The following is a 23,959-nucleotide window of genomic DNA, read 5'->3' as shown; positions in this document are numbered from 1 at the left end:
CGCCGTTCCGTCCCCAGGAAGGCATCGATGACGATCATCGAGCAGCACGCGGTCTACCTCCGCGAGCAGGCCGCGATCACCGACGAGGTGGCGCAGGTCGCGGGCATCCGCTCGGCGACCACGGTGGACGAACTGCCCGAGTGGGCTCGCTCGTGGGGTGAGCAGGCCGTGCCGGCCATCGTCTTCCCGTGGCGCTCGCCGTCGGGTGAGGTCGTCGAGCAGGTCCGGCCGGACACGCCGATCGCCGCCGACGGGCAGAAGTACCTGTGGCCCAAGGGCGCAGGCTCGGTGCTGAACGCCGCCCGGCCGGTCACCAACGAGCACGACGCCGTGCTGATCGTCGAGGGCACCAAGCAGACCTGGGCGGCCGCGGCGTACGCGCCGGCGAACGTGGCCGTGTACGGCGTCGGCGGGTGCCGCAACTGGTCGGCCGACGGGATTCCGCTGACCGACCTGGCCGTCGTCGAGGACAAGCGGGTCGTCGTCGCGCTCGACGCGGACGCCGCCACCAACCTGGACGTCTACACCGCGGGCCTGCGTATCGCCGAGGCCTGCGCGGCCGAGGGCGCCACCGCGGTGGGTTTCATGCGCCTGGCCGGCGTCGGCGGCACCAACGGCCTCGACGACGTGCTGGCCAAGCGGGCCGAGGACAAGCGGGCTTCGTACCTGGCCCGGATGATCGCGGCACCGAAGCCGAAGCCAGCCGACGCGAAGCCGAAGGCGCGCGCTCGTGGTGCCGTCGACCTGAGCCTGCCGCCCGGGCCGTCGGACCGCCCCATCGTCTACCTCGACGGCGATCGCCTGCAGATCATCAACGAGATCACGGACGTGCTGCTGGCTAGGTGGAACGCCTCGCGGCTGTTCTGTCATGGCGAGAAACTGAGCCAGCTCAAGGGCCAGGCGATGGAACCGATCACCGAGGGATCCTTCCTCGACATCCTGGCCCAGACCGCGCGGACCGCGAAGCGGGTCGTCGGGCGCGATGGCGAGCAGGCCGGGATGACCGACGTCTGGGCCGACGCGCAGACGGTCAAGGTCGTGTTGAGCCGCTCCGACCGGTTCACCGAGCTCGACCTGATCGCGCGCTCGCCGTTCGTACGCCCCGACGGCACCATCTGCAGCTCCAACGGCTACGACGAGGCCACGCGCACGATGGTCGTCATGGACCCCGACCTGGTCGGGATCGAAGTGCCCGACGAGCCCACCGCCGACGAGATCGCCCAGGCCCGCAAGCTGATCCTCGACGAGTGGCTCGGCGACTTCCCGTTCCCCGACGAGGCCAACCGCGCCAACGCTCTCGCGCTCGTGCTGACGCCCTTCGTGCGCTCCATGATGTATGTCGTCCCCCTCGCGGTTATCGACGGCCTGGCGCCGGGCGTCGGCAAGAACCTGCTCGTCGACTGCATCCTGCTGATGTTCCTGGGCGAGAAGCCGCAGATGATGGGCTACAACCGCGACGACGACGAGTTCCGCAAGCAACTCACTTCGGCCTTCATGGCCGGCCCCGAGGTGCTCGTCTTCGATGAGGCCCACCAACTCGACGGGCCGTCGCTGGCCCGCGCGCTGACTGGGGCGTACTGGAAAGACCGCTTGCTGGGCGGCAACAACATGAAGGGCTACCCGAACCGAGCCACCTGGATCTCACTGGGCAACAACGTCCGGGTCGAGGGTGACGTCTTCCGCCGGGTCTACCGCATTGCCCTGCGGCCGCGGGAGGCCAACCCCGAGGACCGCGACACCCAGAGCTTCCGGCACCCCCACCTCGAGGACTGGACCCGGGTCAACCGGGCGGAACTGATTCGTGCCGCCCTGCTGCTGGTGCGCGCATGGTTCGCCGCCGGCAAGCCGCGGCCGGCGAACGGGGTCACCTTCGGGTCGTTCGAGAAATGGGCCGAGACGCTCGGAGGGATCGTCGAGACCGCAGGCCAGCCGGAGTTCCTCGGCAACCTGCGGGCCTGGCGATCAGAGAGCAATCTGGCCTCCGGTTACTGGGCAGCTCACCTCGCGTGGCTACGCGACACCTTCGACTGCGCCGAGTTCACCGCTCGCGAGGTCCGGGCCAAGCTGCAGGCCGACAGCAGCGATGCCGAGTATCCGCCGATCTCTGCTGATATCGCTGACAAAGTGGCGTATCCAAAGGCGCTGGGAGAGGCCTACGCCCGCTACCGCGACCGGTCGTTCGGCGGTCTGCGACTGCGCCGGCCGCTCACCATCGACGGCAAGCCGAAGGAGGCTCGGGGCGGTCGCGCGCTCTGGGCAGTCGAGCCGGATGAGGCCGAGGGTCCGAATAGTGCCGTTGTGCCGGAAAATCCGGTGGGTCCGGAGGGACCGGAGGAGGCTCCTAACCCAACACATGCGAGAAACACTCTCTCTGATGCGCGCGTGCATGAAGCGCACGTGTCACGCATAGGGCCGGGATCTGAAGCCCCCTCCCTTCCCTCCCCTCCCTCCAACCAGCAGAATTCGTCGGAAGTCGGGCGCGACTCATCCGAGAACCGGCAGTATTCCGGCACAACGGCAGAAGTCGCGCTCTCCGCTCCCGAGGAGCCGTGGGACGGCGTCGAGCAGCCGAGCCTGTTCTCCGGAGAACAGGCTGCAGCCGAGCCGGACCCGGCTGTGGCGGTCGACCTCTCCACCTGGACGACCGACGGCGACATCGAACTGCCCGAGGGCGTGCTCGTCTTCGACATCGAGTCGGCCGACGCCTTGCTCTGGCCCGTGCGTCAGGGCTTCATCCGGATCACCGGGGTGCAGCAGGGCAAGACCATCCGGGTCTACGACGACGCGGCCGAGGTGGCCGGCCTGCTCCGCGAGGCCAAACTGATCATCGGCCACAACCTGATGGGTTTCGACCTGCTCGCCTTCGCCCTGCACCACGGCGTCGACATCCACGACCTGGCCGAGCAGGGCCGCCTGATCGACACGATGCTCACCGAGGTCGTCGTCAACCCGCCCGAGGCACGCACCAAGCAGGGCCAGATCATGCGCGCGCTCGGCCTCGACGCCCTCGGCGCGGCCAAAGACCTCGGCGCCAAGAGCCACGACCTCAAGGCCCTGGCCAAGCAGCACGGCGGCTTCGACCAGATCCCGGTCACTGACCCCGAATACGTCGCCTACTGCGCCCAGGACGTCAACCTGACCGCCCGGATCGCCCAGGGACAGAAGCGCACCGCCTACGCGAAGCGCGAGCACCGCGTCGCCGCGATCGCCGCTCAGATCCGCCTGAACGGCTTCCGGGTCGACCGCGACCTGCTCGCTGAGCGCGTGGCCCAGGGCGAGGCCCTGCGAGCCCGGCGGCTGGCCGAGCTGCAGGACCGCTACGGACTGCCGATGACCCTGCCCAACGGCAAGCCGGCCAAGAGCCCGCACGCCACCAAGGAGGGCAAGGCCGCGATCGAGCGCGCCTTCAACGACCTGGGCGTCGAGCTCGAGCGCACCAAGTCCGGTGGGCCGGCTTTCGGCAAGGAGGCTCGCGAGGAGATGATCGAGCGCTACGCCGACCGCCCCGACGTGCTCGAACTGATCGACACCGTCGGCTCGCTGCTCGGCATCCGCACCGTCTACGGCACCGTCGAGCGCTGCCTGATCGGCGACCGCGTCCACCCGGACATCACGATGTTCCAGGCATCGGGCCGCTGGTCCATCACCGAGCCCGGCCTGACCGTCATGGGCAAGCGTGGCGGCAAGCACGTCGAGCGGGAGATCTTCCTCCCCGAGCCCGGTCACGTGATCATCTCCGCTGACCTCTCCCAGGTCGACGCCCGCGCCGTGGCCGCCTGGTGCCAGGACCCGGCCTACCTCGAGCTGTTCGAGCCCGGCCGCGACAGTCACACCGAGATCGCCATGGCCGTCTGGAACGACGCCGGCCGCCGCGAGGAGGCCAAGGTGCTGGGCCACGGCTGGAACTACGGCATGGGCATCGCCAAGCTCGCCGCGAAGATCGGCGACGAGGACACCGCCCGCGAGTTCGACCGGGCCATGAAGGAGCGCTACCCCGGCCTGGTCGCTTGGAAGCAGGACACCGCGGCGATCGCCGACTCCGGCGAGCTGCTCGACAACGGCTTCGGCCGGCGCCTGCGCACCACCCCCGGCTTCGGCTGGACCCAGGGCCCGGCCCTGGTCGGCCAGTCCGCGGCCCGCGACATCCTCATGCACGGCCTGCTCCGGATGCCGCGCGAGCTGTACCTGTACCTGCGCGCCGTCGTGCACGACGAGGTCGTCATGAGCATCCCGGCCGACCGGGCCGACGAGATCGAGGCCCAGGTCATGGAGGCGCTCAGCTTCCCGTGGGCCCCGCGACCCGAGTACCGCACCGTCAACATCGAAGCCGGCCTCGCCAAGCGTGGCCTCAACTGGGGGAGCTGTTACGAGAAATGACCTCCGCATCGAAACGCAAAGGCTCCGGGGCCGAACGCGACGTCGTGACCTACCTGCGCGCTCACGGGTTTCCGCACGCGGAGAGGCGCCTGGCCGGTTCGGCACAAGATCGGGGCGACATTGCGGGAGTCCCAGGTGTGGTGCTGGAGGTGAAGAACCAGGCGCGCACCGACCTGGCCGGCTGGGTCGACGAGGCGGTGCTCGAGCAGGCCAACGACGGCGCCGACTACGGAATCGTCTGGCACAAGCGCCGTGGGCACTCCGACGCCGGCCAGTGGTACGCCACTCTCCCCGCCGCCCAGCTCGTCCGGCTGCTGCGCGCCGCGGGCTACGGCAGCCCGCTCAGCGCCATGCAGAGCCGCGTAGATGACCCGGGCGAGGACGAGCCCGGGCCGGACGCGTTCAGCTCGGATGGGCCGCGCATGGCCCGCGAGCCGGGAGCGCCGTGATGAGCGCTAAGTCGGTGATCGGTAACGGTCGGACGCCCGCTCAAATCGCTCTGATGGTGGTTCGTGTCGCCGTCTTCAAGGCGCTGGAGGTCGGGGCGACCCGTCAGCAGGTGGAGGCGGAGATCGCCGAGGCCGAACGGATTCTCGTTCTGCGCGATGGCGGGTCCGGATCGTGATGGCCTACGCCGCCCTCGTCTCGCCCCGCGTGTGGACGCCTATTGGGCCCACCAACATCTGGGTGCGCTACGAGGCCAACGTGCTCGGCGACAGCAAACCGGTCCGGATCACCGTCCACGAGGCGCCGTTCCGCATCCACGGCGAGGGCTTCATCTGCGACCTGCAGGCCCGGCTCGGCCCGCCCGGCCCCGACGAACAGGACACCCATGACCTCGGTTGAGATCGGCGACCCGACGCCTGAGCACCTGCGGGCGGGCGCCGTGCTGTGGTCACTACGCGCGTCCCTGGTCATGCTGGCCGAGCACGACGTGGCGGAGGCCCGAGCCATTGCTGATGAGCGCGCTGCCGCCGCCGACCCGATCAAGAGCCCGGTGTTCGGCCGCCGGCAGGCGCTCGGCGGGCACAGCGACCCGACCAGCGAGGCCCTGATCGCGCTGAAGGAACCGATCCGGGCCAACCGGTACGCCGCCCTGGCCGAGGAGGTCGAGGGTCAGCTGGCCGAGGTGGCTCGGCACCTCGAGCCAAAGATCAACGGTATGCGGTTCGCCCAGCCGCTCCGCCTCATCGAGCTGGCCCTGCCCGCGATGAGCAAGACGGCGGCGGAGGCCACGTGGGCCCTGACAGATCGGATCGACAGCCGCATCCGCCGGCTGCTGCATGTTCCGCTCGACCGGCAGTTCGTGCCGCGAGTTCGCTGCCCCTGGTGCGACGCCGTCAGCTTGATGATGCGTCTGGCTCCGCCCCGAGAGCAGCGGGTGGTCGAGTGCACGACCTGCGACGGGGCATGGACCTGGGCCGAGATGTCAGGGAGCAATCGGTGATCGAGGTGGCGGGCGAGCAGTGGGGCACGGCGCGGGAGGTGGCCGAGCACATCGGTCACGGCCTGACCGAGGACGCGGTGCACTCATGGGGCCGCCACGACGGCCTCACTCGAGTGCGCACGACCGACGAGCGAGGCAAGCCGAGGGTCTGGTACCTGCTCGGCCAGGCCATCCGCATCGACGTGGCCAAGCGCTCGGAAGGGCGAGGCCGCCCGCGCGCCGCTTGACTAGGACAAGGTCATTCTTCAGACTGCTGGGCAAGCAGAGGTGTATCCGCAGCCCGGTAGAGCGTTCAGCTCCCGGGCTTCTTGCTGTCCGGGGGTGTCCGATGGCCGCCACCTACCGCAGCCGCCGCATCCGGGCCACCGTCCGCGAGCACATCGCCGACGCCATCATCGGCACCGCCATCGGGTCCATCGCCGCCATCGTGCTCGCCGCCATCACCCTCGCCGTACTCGCCGAGTTCGGCATCGGTATTGGCTGGTGAGGCGCAGGGCCGCCAAGGTCTGCGCGTGCACAGGTTGCCCTGCCCACCCCGGTAGCTGCCCTGCCATCGTGGCTGTCGGCCGCTGTGCCGACTGTGCCCGGGTCGCCGATGCCAGGCGTGGTCGACGCCAGGCCCGTGGCTACGGCAAGCAGCACGAGCAGGCCCGAGCCAAGCTGTTGCGCACCTGGGTACCTGGCACGCCATGCCCCAAGTGCAACTCGCCGCAGTGGGATCCCGCCGTGCTGGACGCAGGGCACAGCGTGGACCTCCGCACCAACCCTGATGCTGTCGCTGACCAGCTCGAATGTCGACCGTGCAACCGAGGATGGAGGCGAGGACAGTGAGCGCCACCGAGAACGCGATCGACGAGGCCATCACCGCTCACGCCAAGGCTGATGGTGAGACGGGAGTGGTCACGGGATGGGTCGTCATCGCTGCCGTCGTCGACCACGACGGAGATGACGAGACCTCGGGTGTCCGCATCATCTACCCCGGCGGTTCCATGCCATGGCCGCAGGCACTCGGCATCGTCGAGGCCGGTCGTATCCGTATGCACGACCAATACCGACGCGGCGAGGCCTAATCCAAACTCGCGCTGAGTGACCAAGAGGGGTGGCACCCACCCCCAAGGCTCCCAGGTCAGAGGACCGCCGGGGAGGTGGCTCGCGGTCCAGACACCTGAAACCGGTTTTCATTAAGATCTGAGGTGACCCAACGTGACCACCACTCCGAGGGGCCTCGCGACCGGCGGACGGAATCTGTGGAAGGCCGTCACCGACGCGTACAAGCTGGATGCCGTTCAGGAGGTCCAGCTGCTCGAGGCGTGCCGCGCGAAGGACCGCCTGGATCAGCTCGACCAGTTGCTGCGTGGCGACATCAACAACTGGGCGGTCATCGCCGAGGACCGCGACGGTGACCTGAGCTTGAAGATCGACGCGGCGCTGTCGCAGGCGAACTCGACAGCGAACCAGATGAAGCAGCTGCTCGCCGCGATCCGGCTCCCGGACGAGCAGACGGGCAAGCGCCCGCAGCAACGCGGCGGCGGCCGCGGCTCGTACGCGACCGGGACCAAGACGGCCACCAAGGTGACCGCGCTGGATAAGTTCCGCCAGGCCGCCGGCGGTTAACGCCCTGGGGTCGGCTCCCGTCGACCTCGTCGAGAACTAGGACGCGGCGTCCCGCTCCGTCTCCACTTGCCCGGCGTTCGCGTCGCCTGCCCGTTTCCTAGGCCAGACACAGACTCGCTTGCGCGCCCCAGGGGTTTTACCAGGATAGTCGATCGGTTCTTCGAGGTGAGCGATGCCGTTCAAGCCCCTCTGGGACGGTCAGCCTGCGTCGCTCGGGTTCGAGGTCGCGGACTGGATCGCCACCTACTGCTGCCACGGCCCGGGCGACATCGCCGGCGACCCGATCGACCTGGACGCCGAGTGGTTGTCCTTCCTGGTCGAGGCCTATCGGATCGACCCGACCACCGGCCGCCGCGTCTACGACGAGGCGGTGCTGTCCCGGCCGAAGGGCCGCGCGAAGAGTGAGCTGGCCGGTTTCATCGGTGTCGCCGAGGCGTTGGGGCCGGTACGTTTCGACGGCTGGAACGCCGACGGCCAGCCGATCGGGCGCTCGGTCAAGACGCCGCTGCTGAAGTGCCTGGCCACCGAGGAGTCACAGGCCGGCAACACCTTCGAGAACATCGCCTTCATCTGCGGCGAGTGGGGCAAGGACAACCACCCGGAGATCTACGGGCACATCACCGGCGCCCGCAACTACCAGTCGGCCACCGCGCTCTATCTGCCGCACGGCGGTGAGATCCGCGCGTGCACGTCCGGCTCGGCCAGCAAGGACGGCGGCAAGGAGACCTGGGTCTGCGCCGACGAGACCCACTTGTACGTGCTGCGCGAGCTCAAAAGCATGTACGGCACGGTCAGCCGCAACCTCGGCAAGCGCGACCAGCCCTGGCTGATGCAGACCAGCACCGCCTACCGGCCCGGCGAGCAGTCCGTCTTCGAGGACACCCTGACCGCGTGGCGCAAGGGCGAGCTCAGCTCGTCGGTGCTGATGGACCACCGCGAGGCCAAGGGCCGTATCGACCTGGACGACGAGGCGCACACCAAGGCGCAGTTGCGGCAGGTGTACGGCGAGGCGGCCGGCTGGCTCGACCTCGACCGGATCTATCGCAACATGCGTGACCCGCGGATCTGTGCCGATGACGCCGAGGCTGCCCGCTATTACCTGAACCGGCCGCTGAGCACCAAGGACGCTTGGATTGCCCTCGACGTGGTCGAGCGGCAGGCCCGGGCCGAGGTGGTCGAGCCGGGCACCGCGATCGCGCTGGGCTTCGACGGTTCGCTGCGCGATGACGCGACCGTGCTGATCGGCTGTCGCATGTCGGACGGGTTCCTGTTCCCGGTGGGGATCTGGGCGAAGCCGTCCGGGCCGGAGGGGTCGTGGTGGGAGGTTCCCCGGTCGGATGTGCTGGCCGCCATCCGCGAGGCCTTCAGCCGCTACGAGGTGTCCCGGCTCTACGCTGACCCGCACGAGTGGCGGTCCGACGTCGACACCCTCGCCGAGGAGCTCGGTGAGGAACGGGTCCTGTCGTGGGAGACCCGCCGCGACGTGCAGATGGCCGCGGCTCTGGACCGGCTGCGCACGGACCTGATGACCGGGGTCGCTTGGCACTCGGGTGACCCGGTGGTGATCGAGCACTTCGGCAACGCGTACGTGCGGCGCAAGGGCGGCCACCGCCTGGTCCGCAAGGAGCACGACCAATCGAACCGGAAGATCGACAGTGTGGTCGGTGCCGCTCTGGCCTATGAGGCCCGCGCGGACGCCCTGGCCGCCGGTTGGTCCGGCGAGCCCGAAGACACCAGCGTGATCGTGTTCCGATGAGGGAGTGACCTGTGGCCCTCTCCGACGACGAGAACGCGCTCCTCGGCCGGCTCACGTCGACCCTGCCGCGCCGGATCCGCCACAACCGGGTCCACGACGCCTACTACGACGGCGAGCAGCGCCTCGAGCAACTGGGCCTGGCGGTTCCGCCGGAGCTGCGCCGCTTCCTGACGATCGTGGCGTGGCCGGGCACCTACGTGGACGCGATCGAGGAGCGCATCGACCTCGAGGGTTTCCGGCTACCGGACATGACCGAGGCCGATCAGGACCTGTGGCGGATCTGGCAGGCCAATGATCTGGACCAGGAATCCCAGCTCGCCCACCTCGACGCGCTGGTCCGCGGCCAGGCGTACGTCATCGTCGGCGCCGGCGACGTGGACAGCCCGGACACCGGCGACCTCGACACCGACCGCGACCCGGCCACCCCACTGATCACGGTGGAGTCCTCGGACGAGGTGGCCGTCGAGCTGTCCCCGCGCACCCGCGAGGTGGCCGCGGCCGCCAAGCTGTACCGCGACGGCACTGACCTGCGCGCCACCCTGTATCTGCCCGACGTGACGATCTGGCTGGAACGCCGGGCCGGCCGCTGGATCGACGTCGAGCGCGACGAGCACGACCTGGGTTCGGTGCCGGTGGTTCCGTTGGTGAACCGGCCCCGGCTGGACCGCCGCGGAGGCCGGAGCCAGATCGACCGGGTTATCGGCCTGACCGACGCGGCCGCCCGGGCGTTGACCAACGCCCAGCTCGCGACGGAAATCATGGCGATCCCGCAGCGCTGGGTCGTCGGCGCCAGCAAGGGCGATTTCGTCGACAGCAGCGGAAACCTGCTGACGACGTGGGAGTCCTACTTCGGGGCGATCTGGGCGCTGAAGAACGGCGACGCCAAGGTCGGCAGCTTCTCCGCGGCCGACCTGGCGAACTTCTCGGGCATCGTCAACCACTACGCCAGCCTCGTCTCCGGGGTGACCGGCCTGCCGATGCGCTACCTGGGCCAGCTGGCCACCAACCCGCCGTCGGCGGAAGGCATCCGCGCCGACGAGGCTCGGATCATCAAGACGTGCGAGCGGTTCGAACGCTCGGCTGAGGGTGCGTGGGAGCGGGTGATGCGTCTGGCCCGGCGGATCATCGACGGCGAATGGGACCCGGACCTCGGCCAACTGGAAACGCTGTGGCGCGATCCGGCCACCCCGACCCGGGCCCAGGCCGCCGACGCGGTGCTGAAGCTGGTGCAGGGCGGCATCCTGCCGATCGAGGCTGCTTGGGAGGACCTGGGCTATTCGGCGGTGCGCCGCCGCAAGCTCAAGGAGATGCGCGACGCTGAGGCGGCTCGCAGCCCGGTCGCCCAGATCGCCGCTCGCCTGGAACCACCACCGCAGGTCGACGCTCCGCCGCCGGCTGCCGACGAGACCGATCCGGCCGGTGCCGGGGCTTTCTGAGATCGCGACGGCGCACGCCCGCGATCGGCTCGGCATGGTTGAGACGCTGGCCGACGAGGCGCAGCGCGCCTGGCGCCGGGTCGACCCGTCACGGATCGCAGCGACCTGGATCGCCCGGATGGTGCCGCTGCTGGTGACGCTGACCGGCGCCCAACGCGTCGTGGCCGGCGAGGCAGACCGCTACCTCGACGACGTTCTCGACGCCCAGGGCCTTGACCCGGCCGCCGCCGCGAGTACGGTCCCGCGGGCACTGTCCGGGGTGGCCTCGGACGGCCGCACCCTGGACGGGCTGCTGTACCGGCCGGCCGACACCGTCCTGACCCTGATCCGCAGCGGCACCTCCACCGAGCAGGCGCTGGCCTCCGGAAGCTACGTCCTGGACATGATCGTCCGGACGCAGGTGGCCGACGCCGGCCGCGCCGCCGACCTGGTGGCAACAACCACCCGGCGGCAGGCGACCGGGTTCGTGCGCATGCTGGCCGGCAAGTCCTGCTCCCGGTGCGTGGTCCTGGCCGGCCGCTGGTATCGCTACGACGCCGGTTTCAACCGGCACCCGAAATGCGACTGCATCGGTATCCCTGGCCGCGAGAACACCGTCGGCGATCAACGCACCGACCCGAAGGCCTACTTCCAGTCGCTCAGCCGTGACGAGCAAGACCGGGCATTCACTGCAGCCGGCGCCGAGGCGATCCGCAACGGTGCCGACATTGCCAAGGTCGTCAACGCCCGCCGCGGCATGTACACCGCCGACGGACGGCTGTTCACCACCGAGGCCGCAGGCAAGCGTCCGCGGCTGATGCCCGAGCAGATCCTGCGCGACGCCAAGAACCGCGACGACGCGATCCGTCTGCTCCGCCGCTTCGGCTACCTGAGATGAGGGGAGAGGCCATGCGCTGGCTCCGACGCCTCGTCGGCACCGACGGCATCCCCACCGCACTGCACCGGATCTTCCACCGCATCCATCACCTGGAGGAACTCATGGCCACCGCCACTGAGCAGCTCACCGCCCTGTCCGGCCGTTTCGACGACTTCGCCTCCGACGTGCGCGCCGCCCTGGCCGTCATCAACGACGACCAGCTCAGCCCGCAGGCCCAGGAGGCCCTGGACGGCCTGAACGCCAAGCTGGCCGCCCTCGACACCGAGGTCGGCGACGCCGACGGCTCCGACGACCCGGTCGTCACCCAGCCCGCGCCGGACGACGAGACCACCGAGCGGCTCTGACCCGCTGTGACCCGGCGGCCGGGCCGGGTCACAGCACCACTTCGACGTCCCCGCCGTGAGGGTGGGCGATCAGCAAGGAGCAGCCGCGATGGCTGAAGACACCGCGACGGCCGAGAGGGCCGACGAGGAAACCACCACCGCCCAGCCCGAGCAGCGCACCGACGTGCCGCCCGAGGTCAAGCGGGCGCTGAACAAAGCGAACAAGGAAGCCGAGCAGCTGCGGCTGAAGCTCAAGGAGTACGAGGACCGCGACAAGAGTGAGCTGGAGAAGCTCACCGAGCAGCGGGCCGAGGCCGAGAAGCGTGCGGCCGCCGCGGACCTGCGGGCAGCCCGGCTCGAGGTCGCGGCTGAGAGGGGGCTGACCCCGTCTCAGGCGAAGTACCTGTCTGGCGCCAGCCGTGAGGAGCTCGAGGCGAAGGCCGACGAGATCCTCGAGGACTTTCCCGCCAAGCCGGCCGAGCCGGACAAGCCGCGCCGGCCGCGGATGGACCCGTCCCAGGGCAGCCGCGGATCCAAGCCCGCCTCCGGGCGCGAGGCAGCGCTGGCGGAGGCACAGAAGCGGTTCGGCACGAAGTCGACCGTCACGTAACGAGATCAATCCGAAGGGACCCTCATGACCGACATCTCGGTGGCGACGGTCAACTACCAGGTCGAGAAGCGTGCGTGGCTGCTGAGCCCGCACGGCACCGAGCCCGGTACGACGCCGACCATCACCCTCGATGTCTCCGCGTTCACCGCGGCGACGCACTACCCGAACGGCTACCTGCTGTCCGGCATCGTCCTCGGCCGCATCACCGCGACGGGCCTGTACGCGCCGTACGTGGACGCCGCCGTCGACGGCACCGGCACCGCCGCAGGCCTGCTGTTCGCGTCGGTCAAGGTCCCCAACACCTCGGTCCTGACGATCGACGTCGCCGGCGCGATGCTCGTGCACGGCTTCGTCAACGAGAACAAGCTGCCCATCGCCAACGGTGCGACCGGCGGCGGGTTCATCGACGCGAACGGCCGCACCGACCTGAAGCTCATCCACTTCACCACGGTCACCCCCTGACCCGGACCTGCTGAGGAGGCAGAAGCATGGCAATCGTCTTCGACGGTCCGGTCACCCCCGACGCGCAGACCGTCTTCATGCGCAACGTTCCGACACCGGCGGAGTTCTCGCTCGCCGACCTGCTGCCGGACCGGTTCTTCACCCGCAACACGATCGACCTGTCCGAGGTCACCCGCACCAACCGGACCGCCCGGTTCCGGGCCTACGACGCCCGCCTGCACGTCTCCGAGCGTGACGCCGGCGTCACCAAGCAGGTCAAGCTCCCCCCGCTCTCGACCTCGCTGAGCATGGGCGAGCTCGAACGGCTGCAGCTGGAGTTCGCCCGTGCGGGCGGCGGCGACCCGGCCGAGGTCGTCAACGCCATTTACGACGACGCCACCAACCTGACCCGCGAGGTCCAGGCCCGCATGGAGCAGGCCCGCGGCGACGTGCTCACCGACGGCAAGTTCACCCTCGCCGGCGAGGGCGGCTTGGTCCTGGAGGCTGATTTCGGTGTCCCGGGCGGCCACATCGTCGCCCCCGGCACGCTGTGGACCAACACCGGTGCGGCCACGATCATCGCCAACGTGACCACCTGGAGCGACACCTACGTCGCCACCAACGGGTTCGCCCCGGGCGGCATGGTCATCTCCCGGCGCATCCTCAACCTGATGCTGCAGAACGCCGAGATCCGGACCCTGGCGGCCAGCATGTCCGGCACGCCCAGCCTGGTCACCCGCCCGGCGCTGGACAACGCCCTGGCCGCGTTCGGCCTGCCGCCGATCATCAAGGTCTACGACACCGTCGTCGACGTCGACGGCTCCTCGACCCGGGTCATCCCGGACGACCGGGTCATCTTCGTCCCGCCGAACATCGCCGACCTCGGCTACACCGCCTGGGGCGTCTCGGCCACCGCGCTCGAGCTCGTCAACTCCTCAGCCGTGGACTTCTCCTTCCAGGAGGCCCCCGGCATCGTCGGCGTCGTCGAGAAGGTCGGCCCGCCCTACCGCGAGTTCACCTTCGTGGACGCGGTCGGCATGCCGGTCCTGCAGAACGCTCGCCTGCTCATGGTCGCCGACGTCGCGTAAGGAGCCCTGCCATGGCCAAGAAGCTCAACACCTACGTCCACGCCGTCGAACGTAACGACAAGGGCGAGACCACCAACTCCGGCGTCTTCGGCCCCGACGACGACCTGGGCAAGCCCGAAAACGCCTGGGTCGAGGCCGCGATCACCAACCCGGACGTCTGGGAAGGATCCGGCGAGGACGACACCAAGTCGGCCGAGCCCGTCCGGTCCCGTCGCAGCCAGCCGAGGGCCGGCGACATCCAGTAGAACGCCGCCCGCGCCGGTCGGGGAGGAGCCTCCCGCGGGAGATCTGATCGGCGCGGGCGGATCCACATCGACGGCAGGAGTGCGCTGTGGCTGATCTGTTCACCCTGCCCGAGTTCGTGACCTACCTGCAGGTCGCCGAGTTCGACACGGCTACCGCCACCCTCGCCCGAGAGCTGGCCACCGGGGAGATCCGCATCTACGCGGGGCCGGCCATCTATGACGCGTTGACCGACGCTGACCGGGCCGCGTTCAAGGGCATCGCTCTCGAGATGGCCAAGCGGTACGCGCTCAACCCGTCCGGGGTGCGCACCCGTAGCCACGCAATCGACGACTACCAGGAGTCGGAGACCTACGCCTCGGAGACGTTCGGCGGGGTGGCGCTCACCGAGGACGAGAAGGCCCGCATCGACGTCTTGCTCGGCCGCCTGGGTGGCGCATTCACCATCCGGCCGCAGGGCCAGCCGGACGTCCCGCCATGGGTCGCATTCCGGCGGCGGCACCCGTACACGTACACCACCTGATCCGAGCCGCAAGGACTGCATGTGCCGGCGATCAGCACGCTGACGGACGACTTCAACGACAACGCGATCAACGTCACCAAGTGGTCGCAGAACTACGGCACCGTGTCTGAGACCGGCGGCCGGGCGCGGATGGCCTGCGACACCAGCTTCAACGCCTACGTCTCGGCTTCGTCCTACAGCCTCGACTCGGTGTTCTTACGCGCCTACCCGGCCGCCAGCAACGGTGCCGCGAGCGGGAACGTCTACAGCGGCATGTGGTTCGAGTCCAGCTCGACCAACTCGGCCGCCATCTGGGTTGACACCCGGCCCGGCACGATCTTCTTCCGGTCGACGGTCAGCGGCACGGTGAACGACACGACGGCCACCTATGACGCGACGGCGCACGCCTGGTGGCGCCTGCGCCTGTCCGGCGGCAACGTGCTGTTCGACACCGCGCCGGACGGGCTGACCTGGACGACGCGGCGCACTCTCGCGGCGCCGGCCTGGACCTCGACGACGGTCGGCTATCTGAAGCTGGAGTCGCACCGCGACAACGGCACCACGAACTTCGCCGAGATCGACAACGTCAACGTGGCCCCGACCGTGGCCGCCGCACCCCGCCGCCCGGCCGTGATCCGGCAGGCCGTCAGCCGCGCCTCCAACTGGTAAGGAGCCCCCGTGCCCTACGTTCTGGCACCCCGCAACGCGGAGCTCGGCGACGACGAGGCGCAGCGCTGGACAGCCCGGGTCGAGCAGATCCCCGGCTACCCGGACATGGCCGTCGAGACCGAGTACGAGGGCCTGACCCGCGCTGAGGCCACCACGGCGATCGAGTCCCTCGAAGCCGAGGTCGCCGCCGACCCGGCTCGCTTCTTCGGGCCGGTGGGCTGATGGCGGTCTACGGCACCCGTACGGCCGGGGCGATCACGCTGTCAGCGTCGGCGACCAAGACCCTGTGGCTACTCAATCCGGCGGTTGACTTCTTCGTCCTCGCCCAGCTCGCGGTGAGTTTCAAGGCCACGGCGTCGTCCGACACGGTGGCGATCGAGCTGTACCGGATCACCACGCTGGGCAGTCCGGCCGGGACGACGGCCACGATCTCGAAGGTCAACCGGGTCGGTGACGCGGCAACGGCCACGACCACCGGCTTGATCAACCTGACAGTCGAGCCGACCGCGGTCGAGATCCTCGCCGACTGGGAGATCCAGCCGTTCGGCGGTCTCCTGGACCTGCAGTACCCGATGGGCCGGGAGCCGATCTCCGCGGCCGCCGGCCAGCGGATCGGGCTGCGCGCGGTCACGCCGGCGTCGACCACTCCGGGCGTTCGCTCCTACGTCTGGTTCGACGAGCGCTAGGAGGCCGACGTGCCGTTGATCGGCCGCAGCTTCCCCTCCCGACCACGCATCACCCGGGCACCGCTCACCACGGCCGCGGGCACTGCCTTCACCCAGACCGTCGATGACGGCGCCGGCCTGATGGACACCGCGGCCACTTCGTCGGCGTACGCCCAGGCGGCCACAGACAGCGCCGGGCTGACCGATGCGGTGCTTCCCGCCGTCGTGCTTTTCCGTGCGGCCGACGATGGCGCCGGCCTCTCCGACGCCGTTGCCACCATGCTGGCCGCCGCGCACACACGCGCAGTCGACGACGCGACCGGCCTGTCCGATGCGACCTCGTCTGCGGCTACCTACGCCGGCGCGGTGTCCGACGGCTCGGGGCTGACCGACCAGGTCACCGCATCCTCCGCGCTCGCTCGAGCGCAGACCGATCCGAGCGGCCTGGCCGATTCGGCGACCACGGTCGCCGCGTTCACCCGGCCGATCGCCGATGACACGGGCACCACTGACGCGGTGGCGGTCCAGCTCGCCAGTGGCTTCACACGCACCGTTGACGACGGCGCCGGGCTCACCGACAGCACGTCAACGATCTCCGCCTTCGCCCGTACGGTCACTGACTCCGCCGGTCTCTCCGACTCGACTGCGGCGCAGCAGGCTAGCGCGCGCACCGTAGACGACGGCGCCGACCTGGTCGACGCGGTCTCGCCGCAGCTGGCTGGTGCGTCCAGCCGGACCGTGGACGACAGCGCGGGCCTGGTCGACGCGACGGCCCTGGCCCGCGCGGCCACGGTCACTGACCAGGCCGGGCTGACCGATCTGCTCGCGCTCGCTACGGCCGTCACGGTGCCGGACGGGGCCGGCCTGGCCGACACCGTGACGGCGCAACTCGCGAGCGCCTCAGCCCGAACTATCGACGACCCGGCCGGGCTCAGCGACACCGTCGCCGCCGACCGGACGGCCACGGCCACCGACTCCGCAGGCCTGACCGAAGTGGTCGCGCAGGCCCGGGCCGCCACCGTGGCGGACCCGGCTGGGCTCAGCGACTCGACCTTGGTCCAGCTCGCGGCCGCCGGCGCGCGGCAGGTCGACGACACGGCCGGCCTGACCGAAGCCATCAGCGTCTTCTCGACCCGGACCGTCGCGGACTGGCTCGGCCTGACCGACGTGACCGCGCTGGCTGTCGCGGCGGCCCGTTCGGCGGCCGATGCACTCGGCGTTACCGATGCGGTCGCCGTGGCCGTCACCCGGACGGTCGTCGTGACCGACCCGCTGACTCTGGCCGACTCCCTCTCGGTCGCCACGACGACCGGCAACGTCCTGACCCGCGTGGTCAGCGACTCGGCCGGCCTGACGTCGGCGATCCGCGTCGTGCAGCTGACGCTGCGACCCACCTCGGGTGCCACGACCCGGCCCAGCGCCGGCGCGACGACGCGACCTGCGGGCGCCACGACCTCCAGGCCCGGTTCGGGCACCACGGCCCGGTTCGCTCTCGGTGTGACGCCGAGGCATCAGCTCGTTCCAGACCAGTGACCCACATGGAGGGCTAGACCCATGCACCTGATCGCACCGGCAGACGAACGGGTCGACGCCCTGCACTCCGCGCTGGCGGACGCCCGCGCTCTCGTGCCCGACGGCGTGGGCATGGTCGGCTATGGCATTGCCGAGCTGACCGACGGCGACGGCCGGCTGAAGCAGCTCGTCCCGTTCCACAACCTGATCACCGACGCCGGCGACCTCTACATCGCGGGCAAGGTGATCGCGGCGATCGCCCCGGCGAGCCCGTCCGCGCCGACGGCGGCGAACGGCATGAAGCTCGGCACCGGCTCCACCGCAGCCGCGAAGTCCGGCGCCGGGGGTGCGCTGGTCACCTACCTGTCCGGGTCGAACGTGGCGTTCGACGCCTCATACCCGCAGACCGCGAACCTCGGCGCCGGTCTCGGCGTCAACGCTGTCTACCGCACCACCTGGGCGGCCGGCGTCGCGACGAACTCCGCGATCACCGAGGTGGCCATCGTCAACGACCAGTCCACCAACGCGACCAGCTCGGCGGCGAACACCTACAGCCGGGCTGTCATTTCTACGGTCAACAAGGGCGCCTCGGACTCGCTGGCCCTGACCTGGAACTGGAAGGCGCTGGGCGCATGAGCACCAACGACAGCGGCCTCGGCGACGACGTCGCGGCCGAGATCAACCCAGCTGGTGACAGTCCGGACTACGGCCCGCAGCCGGAGCCGATCCCGGCCCGGCCGGCCGACGGGGCCAGTACGGAGAAGTGGGTCGACTACGTGGTGGCGCTCGGCGCGAGCCGGGAGATGGTCACCGCGGAGACAGAGCATTTCGACGGCACGGAGTACGTCACCGACCCGAAGCTGGCGCGGCCCGAGCTGATCGCGCTGGCTGACCGGCTCGGCGGCTGATCAGCACTAGCGTCGGTTGGCGGTGACGATGGCGGTTGTCAGCACGAACAGGACGATGGCAACGACCCAGCCCAACGGGCTGCCGGTCGCCACGTTGATGGCTAGCCTCCGTCTTTCATTAGGCGGCGGTTGATCGTTTCGGTCGTTGCTGGATGAGGGATTGGTGGCCGGGCATGCTGTGTCGCCCGGCCGTAGGCCGGGTTGCTCCGTGGGTCCTGGTCGTGGGTAGGCGGCGGATTCTGTTGTCAGGTAACGGGTTCGGGTAGTTCAGCGAGGCGTTCGAAGGCTCGGATGAGATCGTCGGTCCAGGGCCAGTCCGCGGCGATGCGCATCGTGGTGGTGCGGGCGGTGCGGGTGAGTTTCGCGGCGACGTGCAGCAGCCGGTAACGCAGTTTCTTCGGCTCGGCAGCGGCCAGTGATCCGTCGAGGAGCAGGTGCTGGGTCCAGCAGAGCAGGTCGATGCCGGTCAGGGCGAGTTCTAGCCAGGCGGCGTTGATGGCGAAATGCCGCGACGGGAACCGGCCGAAGCCGGTGGTCTTGCCGGTGCGGATGCGGTCCTCGACCCGGGCGTGGCAGCGGTGCCGGACTTCGAGGAACTGAATCGAGCCGCCGCCGTGGGGTGTGTCGGTGGCGAAGACCTGATGGCGCATCCCGTTGACCTGGTCGAACAGCGTCAGTTGCGCGCCGGGGTGCGGGCGTTCCCGGCGGGAGATCAGCCTCGTGCCGGCCGGGAACGAGGCCAGCACGGCCGGGTCGACATGGTCGGTGAGTTCGACCAGTTCCGCGCCGTCGCGCAGGCTGCCATCACCGTCGAGCGCCGGCACCCAATCCTGCGCGGTGGTGATCGCGGCCCGGATCGGTGTGGTGATCGCGACCCCGACGGAGAACTCGGTCACCAGACCGGTCTGTCGCAGGCTGCGGATGTGTGCGAGGAACTCGTAGCTGCTGCCCGCCGAATCGGACCGGACAAGGATCGGGGTGCCGTAGCGATAGGCGTCCGGGATCTGTTGCAGGGCCTGGCCCAGGACGGTGATGTGGTCGGCGGCGGTGTTACTGCCGGCGTTGCCGGGGCGCAGCATCCCGGCCAGGGCTTCACCGGTGGCGTCGAGGAAGCAGAGCAGCGGGTGATAGCCGAACGTGTGTTTCCAGGTCGGCGCCGCCGCTTGCTTCTCCGAATGCGACAGCACGATCGTCGCGTCGATGTCCAGCACGAACCCCGGCAGCCTGCGGCCGAGCACGGTCGAGCCCGGCAGACAGCGGTGGGTCTCGCTCAGTTGCGCCCAGGCAAGGTCCCGGGCCGCGGCGCGAGCCGCCCGTATGCGGGCCAGCGCCGGTTCGTCGATCGTGTCGAGGACTCGCCACGCGGTGGGATCCGAGGCCACCGGGCCGAACAACCGTGGCTGCTGCCGCAGCACCGCCAGATCAGCGATGGCTTCACCGCCGTCAGCGAGCAACACCGCGAGATCGACGGCGACACGGCCGGGCTCATGCGTCGGCCGACGCTGCCGATCCAGCCCCAACGCCTGGACGAAACCCCTACTCAAACCCGTCTTATCAGCAAGATCGGTAAGCAGCCGGGCGCCGGCATGACCGACCACACCCCGAGCCCCACCACGGACGACAACCTTCGGACGCGTGCCGGTACTCTGCACCTTGAGAGTGCCTTCCGTGCGGGACGATCAGGGCCTTAGACATCCCAGATCTTCCCAGATCAGAAGGCACTTTCGCGTTCCAGGGCCCCACCACCCGCCAGTCTCACTGAAGGCGCGAGGCTAGGCCTGCAAGCACGGAATAAACAAGGCGATTGCCCCAGTTGCTGAGCCCCCAGTTGTAGCGCTTTGCCGGCTTGTTAAGGCTGGTCTCCTCGATGATCCGATCAACGTAGTCCTCGGGGACGTTGTAGCGCGCAGCGATTTCTGGCACGGCGCGCCCTGCAATAAATTCGTCGACCATTCGCCGGTCGGCCTCGGAAGTCATGAACATCACTTTATGGCTGGCCGTCAGCAGTTCACTGTCCGCTGTACGGCGGACCTGCCATCCGTCGAAGGAGCAACCTCAGATGGACCGCGCTGAGGTCCTCGCCCGTGGCCGTGTCGCTGCCGAGCTAGGTATGCGTGACACCTGCGTCATCCGACGGGTCACCGGCGAGACCACCGATGACTTCTCCGGCGAGACAGCTAAGACCTACCTCAGTCCTGATCCGTATTCAGGCAAATGTCGAGTTCAGCAACACCAGGCTTCCGCGAACCGGCGTGACGTCGGCGAGGACGACGTGCTGTTACTTGATGTCCAGGTGCAACTGCCGATGACCGTGGTCGGCCTGCAGGTGCGCGACGAGATCACTATCACCGCATCTGTTGACGCTGACCTGGTCGGCCGTGTGTTCCTGATCCGCGACCTGGCGCATAAAACCGACGCCACCGCCCGGCGTGTGCAATGCGAGGAGAGGACCGGATGATGGGCAGTTTCACTGTCACCGGTATCGACGGTGCCAATGGGCTGGAGATCGTTGCAGCTGAGTTGAAACACGCAGCCAAGGTCGCGCCAGAGGAAGCGCGCAAGGTAGTCCAAAAGGGCTTGCTGAACATCAAAGCCGACTGGCGTAAGCGTTGGACCGGTTTCCCGCATGCACCGCGCCTGCCGTACGCGATCACCTACGACAGCTACCGGATGGGCGATCGAGCCGGTGGGGAAGTCGGCCCGGACAAGGACAAGCGGCAGGGTGCTCTGGGCAATCTGTTCGAGTACGGCTCGGTGAACAACGCTCCGATCCCCGGTGGTGCGCCGGCCCTGCGCGCCGAGCAGCCTCGCTTCGAGCGCGCCCTCGAGAATTTGCCGGTCACCATGCTGGGCGAATCGTGGCGCTGAACCTTCTGCAGCAGCATGCCTCCGCCTTCACCGCCCTGCTCGACGCCGACGACGTAACCCCCGCGCTCGTCGTGCTCCTGGGCGGCGTCCCTCGCGATCCGGTCAGCGGCAAGACCTCGGTGACGCCTCCCTACGTGGTCATCTACATCGGCTTCCGCACGCCTCGCGCCGGCGACGAACCCGACAAGGTCAGCCTCGAGGAAGCCGCCGCCAGCGCGCTCTACACCACCGCCACCTGCCACAGCGTCGGCGGCAACCAGCACGCCGCGCTCGCGGTCGGCGGCCGGGTCCGAGCTGCACTGCTCGGCGTCACCCCGGTCATCACCGGTCGCGTGTGCGGGCCGATCAAGCCCGTGGATGGTCAGCCCGTACAGCGCGATGAGACGACTGGCGTCATGGTTTCCGACCTGGTCGACGTCTGGGAGTTCCTCAGCCTTCCGGGCTGATCAAACCGAGAGGAGCGCGCCGTATGACGGTGCTCGCCGCAACCGCGGTGCCGAACAACACGGCGGTCAACGTGGCCGCCGCGTCTGTCGGCACCGCACCCATCCAGATCGCACCGGGCAGCATCGGCACCAACGGTGCGCTCGTTCAGATCCTTAACGGTTCTGGCGGGTCGATGACCGTCACCGTCGAGGACCCCACTCCCACCGGTGTCGGCAACAGCGCCACCGAACCAGCCCAGTCGATCGCCAACGCGCAGGACCGCTGGTTCCGGGTCCTGCCCGCCAACATCGACCCGCTCACCGGATACGCGTTGCTCACTCTGTCCACGACCACCACGGTCACCTACCGGCTAATCCCAGGCTGAGGCGCGCACATGAACCAGTACTGGATCACCCACGAGGGCGGCCAGCACGCCCTGGTCACCGGCGCTGCCGTCCGCGACGACTACCTGCGCCAGGGCTGGAAGGTTGCCGACAGCGACCCCACTGGCGACGCCCAGGTGTTCATCTGGCACGAGGACGTTGCCGAGCCGGGCCTGGTCCCCGCCTCGGCCCTGGAAGTCCTGTGGTCGCGCCGCCAGTGGGTGGCCGGCCCGCCGCCGGATGGCGCGCACCCGTTCGGCCCCGAGCCCTCCGCCACGCCGGCGGAGACCAAGCCCAGCAAGACCATCGCCGCCGGCGGCGACGTGAAGAAGGAGACCAGCGATGCCTGATGTGATCGGCGACGGCAAGGAGCGGTGGGACATCGTCACCTCCATCTCCAACATCGGCGCCCCGACAGCGGCCGAACTCAACGCGGGCGTGCGCGTCTCGCAGTACATGACCAAGGACGGGGCCACCGGTTTCGTCGCCGAGACCGCGGACGCGCCGACGTCGTCCAAGGAATCGACGTTCCAGACCGCCGTCAACGGCATGATCTCGCTGAACAACCCGCGATTCCGGTTCAAACGGCAGACCCCGCTCGGTTCGGATCCGGCGTTCATCGCGACCCCCAAGGACGGCACTGCCTACGCGGTCCGGCGCAACTCGAAGACCGCCACGTCCGCGCACGTGGCCACCGACATCGTCGACATCTTCCCGGTCCAGTTCAGCCAGAAGGCCAAGCTCGACCAGGACGACAACATGCCGGAGCGCTACGACGTCCCGGTGAAAATCACCGCCGAACCGCGCTACGACGTCGCCGTCGTCTGACCTGCAGCAATTCGCGTTTCGCCGCCCCAGGTAAGGGCGGCTTTTTCGTGCCCGGCCGCCGTCCCGAACCGGTGGCCGGGCGCTCAGTTCGGGACGTTCGGGTAGGAGAGCAATGCCGAAGTTCCGCAAGAAGCCCGTCGAAATCGAAGCCCGGCAGTGGGCAGATGGCAACGGACACCACCTCGTCGGCTGGATTGCCAGCCACGGCGCTCAAGCTCAACTGATACGTGGTGCCGACCCGTCGGTAATCGCGATCGACACCCTCGAAGGCACGATGACCGCCCAGCACGGCGACTGGATCATCCGCGGCGTACAGGGCGAGTTTTACCCGTGCAAGCCCGACATCTTCGCCGTGACGTACGAGGCGGTCGAGGCGTGAGCAAGTACAAGGACAACCGCCAGGACGCCAAGCGCGCCGAGCGCTCCATCCAGATCTGTCTCAAGGCCGACCTAGTTGCCGACTGGGAGGCCGTAGACCGGGAGCTGCGGCGGCTCAACAAGGAGGGCAGCACCTCCTTCGAGGGAGACGGCAAGGGTGAACTGATCGACCGGGTCCGCGAGCTCGAAGCTCAGATGCTCGAGCACACCGAGACCTGGCGGCTGCAGGCCATGCCTCGGCACAAGTTCCGCGCGCTGGTCGCCGCCCACCAGCCCCGTACCGACGACAACGGCGACCCGATCCGTGAGGACGCCGCGCTCGGCCTGAACCGCGATTCGTTCTTCCCCGCCCTCATCCGCGCCAGCGTCGTCGACCCGGAGCTGGACGACGAGGACTGGGCCTGGCTACTCGGCTCCGAGGAGACCGGCGACGACGGCGTGCTCACCGACCGCCAGTTCGGCGACCTCGAAGACGCCGCCTGGTTCCTCAACCGAGGTGAGGTCAGCGTCCCTTTCTCGCACGCCGCCTCGCTGGCGAGCCGGGACTCCGGCGGCGAATAGCCGCCGCCCTTCGCGCCGGCACCTCCCCGTCACGGTTCGAGGGTCGG

At 69.2% G+C, this 23,959-nt stretch carries 34 protein-coding genes; 32 read left to right on the top strand and 2 right to left on the bottom strand.

Annotated elements, in window-relative coordinates; genetic code table 11:
• Window positions 1–27: 27 nt before the first annotated feature.
• From ACZ3I4_RS17595 to ACZ3I4_RS17480, 24 genes are all read left to right on the top strand, one after another.
• Window positions 28–4,377 (top strand): DNA polymerase, encoded by a 4,350-nt coding sequence (locus tag ACZ3I4_RS17595; RefSeq protein ID WP_465382963.1) that lies wholly within the window; start codon window positions 28–30, stop codon window positions 4,375–4,377.
• 137 nt (window positions 4,378–4,514) lie between these two features.
• The gene (locus tag ACZ3I4_RS17590; protein WP_465382962.1) at window positions 4,515–4,826 is read left to right on the top strand and encodes a hypothetical protein; all 312 of its coding nucleotides are present in this window, start codon (window positions 4,515–4,517) and stop codon (window positions 4,824–4,826) included.
• Window positions 4,827–4,879: 53 nt separating this feature from the next.
• A complete protein-coding gene (locus ACZ3I4_RS17585) occupies window positions 4,880–5,002 on the top strand; it encodes a hypothetical protein (RefSeq protein ID WP_465382961.1) in 123 nt (40 codons plus the stop codon).
• Entirely contained in the window at window positions 4,999–5,223 is a 225-nt protein-coding gene (locus tag ACZ3I4_RS17580) for a hypothetical protein (RefSeq protein WP_465382960.1), read from the top strand. The genes ACZ3I4_RS17585 and ACZ3I4_RS17580 overlap by 4 nt, the downstream gene beginning before the upstream one ends.
• Window positions 5,210–5,824 carry a hypothetical protein gene (locus ACZ3I4_RS17575; RefSeq protein ID WP_465382959.1) on the top strand — a complete coding sequence of 205 codons (615 nt, stop codon included), beginning with the start codon at window positions 5,210–5,212 and terminating at the stop codon, window positions 5,822–5,824. Before ACZ3I4_RS17580 ends, ACZ3I4_RS17575 begins: the two co-directional genes overlap by 14 nt.
• Window positions 5,821–6,051 (top strand): hypothetical protein, encoded by a 231-nt coding sequence (locus tag ACZ3I4_RS17570; protein WP_465382958.1) that lies wholly within the window; start codon window positions 5,821–5,823, stop codon window positions 6,049–6,051. Before ACZ3I4_RS17575 ends, ACZ3I4_RS17570 begins: the two co-directional genes overlap by 4 nt.
• Before the next feature lie 101 nt (window positions 6,052–6,152).
• Window positions 6,153–6,311, top strand: coding sequence for a hypothetical protein (locus ACZ3I4_RS17565; RefSeq protein WP_465382957.1), 159 nt, complete (start codon window positions 6,153–6,155; stop codon window positions 6,309–6,311).
• Between the two features lie 340 nt (window positions 6,312–6,651).
• Window positions 6,652–6,894 (top strand): hypothetical protein, encoded by a 243-nt coding sequence (locus ACZ3I4_RS17560; RefSeq protein ID WP_465382956.1) that lies wholly within the window; start codon window positions 6,652–6,654, stop codon window positions 6,892–6,894.
• Between the two features lie 133 nt (window positions 6,895–7,027).
• Window positions 7,028–7,438, top strand: a complete 411-nt coding sequence (locus ACZ3I4_RS17555) for a hypothetical protein (protein WP_465382955.1) — start codon at window positions 7,028–7,030, stop codon at window positions 7,436–7,438.
• Between the two features lie 172 nt (window positions 7,439–7,610).
• On the top strand, window positions 7,611–9,194 hold the full coding sequence (locus ACZ3I4_RS17550) for a hypothetical protein (RefSeq protein WP_465382954.1): 1,584 nt from the start codon (window positions 7,611–7,613) through the stop codon (window positions 9,192–9,194).
• Between the two features lie 11 nt (window positions 9,195–9,205).
• Window positions 9,206–10,630, top strand: coding sequence for a phage portal protein (locus ACZ3I4_RS17545; protein WP_465382953.1), 1,425 nt, complete (start codon window positions 9,206–9,208; stop codon window positions 10,628–10,630).
• Window positions 10,614–11,507, top strand: coding sequence for a VG15 protein (locus ACZ3I4_RS17540; RefSeq protein ID WP_465382952.1), 894 nt, complete (start codon window positions 10,614–10,616; stop codon window positions 11,505–11,507). The genes ACZ3I4_RS17545 and ACZ3I4_RS17540 overlap by 17 nt, the downstream gene beginning before the upstream one ends.
• An 11-nt stretch (window positions 11,508–11,518) precedes the next feature.
• Window positions 11,519–11,851 carry a hypothetical protein gene (locus ACZ3I4_RS17535; RefSeq protein WP_465382951.1) on the top strand — a complete coding sequence of 111 codons (333 nt, stop codon included), beginning with the start codon at window positions 11,519–11,521 and terminating at the stop codon, window positions 11,849–11,851.
• Between the two features lie 88 nt (window positions 11,852–11,939).
• Window positions 11,940–12,440, top strand: coding sequence for a hypothetical protein (locus tag ACZ3I4_RS17530; RefSeq protein WP_465382950.1), 501 nt, complete (start codon window positions 11,940–11,942; stop codon window positions 12,438–12,440).
• A 24-nt stretch (window positions 12,441–12,464) separates the two neighbouring features.
• The gene (locus tag ACZ3I4_RS17525) at window positions 12,465–12,902 is read left to right on the top strand and encodes a head decoration protein (RefSeq protein ID WP_465382949.1); all 438 of its coding nucleotides are present in this window, start codon (window positions 12,465–12,467) and stop codon (window positions 12,900–12,902) included.
• Between the two features lie 26 nt (window positions 12,903–12,928).
• Entirely contained in the window at window positions 12,929–13,969 is a 1,041-nt protein-coding gene (locus ACZ3I4_RS17520; RefSeq protein WP_465382948.1) for a major capsid protein, read from the top strand.
• An 11-nt stretch (window positions 13,970–13,980) separates the two neighbouring features.
• Entirely contained in the window at window positions 13,981–14,214 is a 234-nt protein-coding gene (locus ACZ3I4_RS17515; RefSeq protein WP_465382947.1) for a hypothetical protein, read from the top strand.
• An 86-nt stretch (window positions 14,215–14,300) separates the two neighbouring features.
• Window positions 14,301–14,735, top strand: a complete 435-nt coding sequence (locus ACZ3I4_RS17510; protein WP_465382946.1) for a hypothetical protein — start codon at window positions 14,301–14,303, stop codon at window positions 14,733–14,735.
• A 21-nt stretch (window positions 14,736–14,756) separates the two neighbouring features.
• Window positions 14,757–15,383 carry a hypothetical protein gene (locus ACZ3I4_RS17505; RefSeq protein WP_465382945.1) on the top strand — a complete coding sequence of 209 codons (627 nt, stop codon included), beginning with the start codon at window positions 14,757–14,759 and terminating at the stop codon, window positions 15,381–15,383.
• A 9-nt stretch (window positions 15,384–15,392) separates the two neighbouring features.
• Window positions 15,393–15,605 carry a hypothetical protein gene (locus ACZ3I4_RS17500; RefSeq protein WP_465382944.1) on the top strand — a complete coding sequence of 71 codons (213 nt, stop codon included), beginning with the start codon at window positions 15,393–15,395 and terminating at the stop codon, window positions 15,603–15,605.
• On the top strand, window positions 15,605–16,069 hold the full coding sequence (locus tag ACZ3I4_RS17495) for a hypothetical protein (RefSeq protein WP_465382943.1): 465 nt from the start codon (window positions 15,605–15,607) through the stop codon (window positions 16,067–16,069). The genes ACZ3I4_RS17500 and ACZ3I4_RS17495 overlap by 1 nt, the downstream gene beginning before the upstream one ends.
• A gap of 9 nt (window positions 16,070–16,078) precedes the next feature.
• A complete protein-coding gene (locus ACZ3I4_RS17490; RefSeq protein WP_465382942.1) occupies window positions 16,079–17,581 on the top strand; it encodes a hypothetical protein in 1,503 nt (500 codons plus the stop codon).
• Window positions 17,582–17,602: 21 nt separating this feature from the next.
• Window positions 17,603–18,196 (top strand): hypothetical protein, encoded by a 594-nt coding sequence (locus tag ACZ3I4_RS17485; RefSeq protein WP_465382941.1) that lies wholly within the window; start codon window positions 17,603–17,605, stop codon window positions 18,194–18,196.
• Window positions 18,193–18,468 (top strand): hypothetical protein, encoded by a 276-nt coding sequence (locus ACZ3I4_RS17480; RefSeq protein WP_465382940.1) that lies wholly within the window; start codon window positions 18,193–18,195, stop codon window positions 18,466–18,468. Before ACZ3I4_RS17485 ends, ACZ3I4_RS17480 begins: the two co-directional genes overlap by 4 nt.
• 245 nt (window positions 18,469–18,713) lie before the next feature.
• Here ACZ3I4_RS17480 and ACZ3I4_RS17475 read toward each other — a convergent pair whose 3' ends face one another.
• Together ACZ3I4_RS17475 and ACZ3I4_RS17470 are read right to left on the bottom strand one after the other, a co-directional pair.
• On the bottom strand, window positions 18,714–20,120 hold the full coding sequence (locus ACZ3I4_RS17475; protein ID WP_465382939.1) for an IS1380 family transposase: 1,407 nt from the start codon (window positions 20,118–20,120) through the stop codon (window positions 18,714–18,716).
• A 103-nt stretch (window positions 20,121–20,223) separates the two neighbouring features.
• Window positions 20,224–20,445, bottom strand: a complete 222-nt coding sequence (locus tag ACZ3I4_RS17470) for a hypothetical protein (protein ID WP_465382938.1) — start codon at window positions 20,443–20,445, stop codon at window positions 20,224–20,226.
• 82 nt (window positions 20,446–20,527) lie between these two features.
• On the opposite strand from ACZ3I4_RS17470, the gene ACZ3I4_RS17465 reads away from it, so the two are divergent.
• From ACZ3I4_RS17465 to ACZ3I4_RS17430, 8 genes are all read left to right on the top strand, one after another.
• Window positions 20,528–20,926 carry a DUF6093 family protein gene (locus ACZ3I4_RS17465; RefSeq protein WP_465382937.1) on the top strand — a complete coding sequence of 133 codons (399 nt, stop codon included), beginning with the start codon at window positions 20,528–20,530 and terminating at the stop codon, window positions 20,924–20,926.
• Window positions 20,923–21,336 carry a hypothetical protein gene (locus tag ACZ3I4_RS17460; protein ID WP_465382936.1) on the top strand — a complete coding sequence of 138 codons (414 nt, stop codon included), beginning with the start codon at window positions 20,923–20,925 and terminating at the stop codon, window positions 21,334–21,336. The genes ACZ3I4_RS17465 and ACZ3I4_RS17460 overlap by 4 nt, the downstream gene beginning before the upstream one ends.
• On the top strand, window positions 21,327–21,782 hold the full coding sequence (locus tag ACZ3I4_RS17455) for a hypothetical protein (RefSeq protein ID WP_465382935.1): 456 nt from the start codon (window positions 21,327–21,329) through the stop codon (window positions 21,780–21,782). The genes ACZ3I4_RS17460 and ACZ3I4_RS17455 overlap by 10 nt, the downstream gene beginning before the upstream one ends.
• Window positions 21,783–21,805: 23 nt before the next feature.
• Window positions 21,806–22,147, top strand: coding sequence for a hypothetical protein (locus tag ACZ3I4_RS17450; protein ID WP_465382934.1), 342 nt, complete (start codon window positions 21,806–21,808; stop codon window positions 22,145–22,147).
• A gap of 9 nt (window positions 22,148–22,156) precedes the next feature.
• Entirely contained in the window at window positions 22,157–22,495 is a 339-nt protein-coding gene (locus ACZ3I4_RS17445) for a hypothetical protein (protein ID WP_465382933.1), read from the top strand.
• Window positions 22,488–22,973 carry a phage tail tube protein gene (locus ACZ3I4_RS17440; protein WP_465382932.1) on the top strand — a complete coding sequence of 162 codons (486 nt, stop codon included), beginning with the start codon at window positions 22,488–22,490 and terminating at the stop codon, window positions 22,971–22,973. Before ACZ3I4_RS17445 ends, ACZ3I4_RS17440 begins: the two co-directional genes overlap by 8 nt.
• A 112-nt stretch (window positions 22,974–23,085) precedes the next feature.
• Window positions 23,086–23,352, top strand: coding sequence for a hypothetical protein (locus ACZ3I4_RS17435; protein ID WP_465382931.1), 267 nt, complete (start codon window positions 23,086–23,088; stop codon window positions 23,350–23,352).
• Window positions 23,349–23,912, top strand: a complete 564-nt coding sequence (locus ACZ3I4_RS17430; protein ID WP_465382930.1) for a hypothetical protein — start codon at window positions 23,349–23,351, stop codon at window positions 23,910–23,912. The genes ACZ3I4_RS17435 and ACZ3I4_RS17430 overlap by 4 nt, the downstream gene beginning before the upstream one ends.
• Window positions 23,913–23,959 lie beyond the last annotated feature (47 nt).

Source organism: Actinoplanes sp. NPDC021490 (assembly GCF_055562135.1).
Note: the sequence above shows the minus strand (reverse complement) of the source record. Positions and strands in the feature narration are given on the sequence as shown.

What these genes read in the sequence shown, in the direction of transcription:
- ACZ3I4_RS17530 (WP_465382950.1), top strand. Translation starts at nt 11,940, where the DNA reads ATGGCTGAAGACACCGCGACGGCCGAGAGGGCCGACGAGGAAACCACC.
- ACZ3I4_RS17525 (WP_465382949.1), top strand. Translation starts at nt 12,465, where the DNA reads ATGACCGACATCTCGGTGGCGACGGTCAACTACCAGGTCGAGAAGCGT.
- ACZ3I4_RS17515 (WP_465382947.1), top strand. Translation starts at nt 13,981, where the DNA reads ATGGCCAAGAAGCTCAACACCTACGTCCACGCCGTCGAACGTAACGAC.
- ACZ3I4_RS17535 (WP_465382951.1), top strand. Translation starts at nt 11,519, where the DNA reads ATGCGCTGGCTCCGACGCCTCGTCGGCACCGACGGCATCCCCACCGCA.
- ACZ3I4_RS17480 (WP_465382940.1), top strand. Translation starts at nt 18,193, where the DNA reads ATGAGCACCAACGACAGCGGCCTCGGCGACGACGTCGCGGCCGAGATC.
- ACZ3I4_RS17565 (WP_465382957.1), top strand. Translation starts at nt 6,153, where the DNA reads ATGGCCGCCACCTACCGCAGCCGCCGCATCCGGGCCACCGTCCGCGAG.
- ACZ3I4_RS17465 (WP_465382937.1), top strand. Translation starts at nt 20,528, where the DNA reads ATGGACCGCGCTGAGGTCCTCGCCCGTGGCCGTGTCGCTGCCGAGCTA.
- ACZ3I4_RS17595 (WP_465382963.1), top strand. Translation starts at nt 28, where the DNA reads ATGACGATCATCGAGCAGCACGCGGTCTACCTCCGCGAGCAGGCCGCG.
- ACZ3I4_RS17585 (WP_465382961.1), top strand. Translation starts at nt 4,880, where the DNA reads ATGGTGGTTCGTGTCGCCGTCTTCAAGGCGCTGGAGGTCGGGGCGACC.
- ACZ3I4_RS17550 (WP_465382954.1), top strand. Translation starts at nt 7,611, where the DNA reads ATGCCGTTCAAGCCCCTCTGGGACGGTCAGCCTGCGTCGCTCGGGTTC.
- ACZ3I4_RS17495 (WP_465382943.1), top strand. Translation starts at nt 15,605, where the DNA reads ATGGCGGTCTACGGCACCCGTACGGCCGGGGCGATCACGCTGTCAGCG.
- ACZ3I4_RS17435 (WP_465382931.1), top strand. Translation starts at nt 23,086, where the DNA reads ATGCCGAAGTTCCGCAAGAAGCCCGTCGAAATCGAAGCCCGGCAGTGG.
- ACZ3I4_RS17460 (WP_465382936.1), top strand. Translation starts at nt 20,923, where the DNA reads ATGATGGGCAGTTTCACTGTCACCGGTATCGACGGTGCCAATGGGCTG.
- ACZ3I4_RS17520 (WP_465382948.1), top strand. Translation starts at nt 12,929, where the DNA reads ATGGCAATCGTCTTCGACGGTCCGGTCACCCCCGACGCGCAGACCGTC.
- ACZ3I4_RS17450 (WP_465382934.1), top strand. Translation starts at nt 21,806, where the DNA reads ATGACGGTGCTCGCCGCAACCGCGGTGCCGAACAACACGGCGGTCAAC.
- ACZ3I4_RS17485 (WP_465382941.1), top strand. Translation starts at nt 17,603, where the DNA reads ATGCACCTGATCGCACCGGCAGACGAACGGGTCGACGCCCTGCACTCC.
- ACZ3I4_RS17470 (WP_465382938.1), bottom strand. Translation starts at nt 20,445, where the DNA reads ATGACTTCCGAGGCCGACCGGCGAATGGTCGACGAATTTATTGCAGGG.
- ACZ3I4_RS17440 (WP_465382932.1), top strand. Translation starts at nt 22,488, where the DNA reads ATGCCTGATGTGATCGGCGACGGCAAGGAGCGGTGGGACATCGTCACC.
- ACZ3I4_RS17445 (WP_465382933.1), top strand. Translation starts at nt 22,157, where the DNA reads ATGAACCAGTACTGGATCACCCACGAGGGCGGCCAGCACGCCCTGGTC.
- ACZ3I4_RS17575 (WP_465382959.1), top strand. Translation starts at nt 5,210, where the DNA reads ATGACCTCGGTTGAGATCGGCGACCCGACGCCTGAGCACCTGCGGGCG.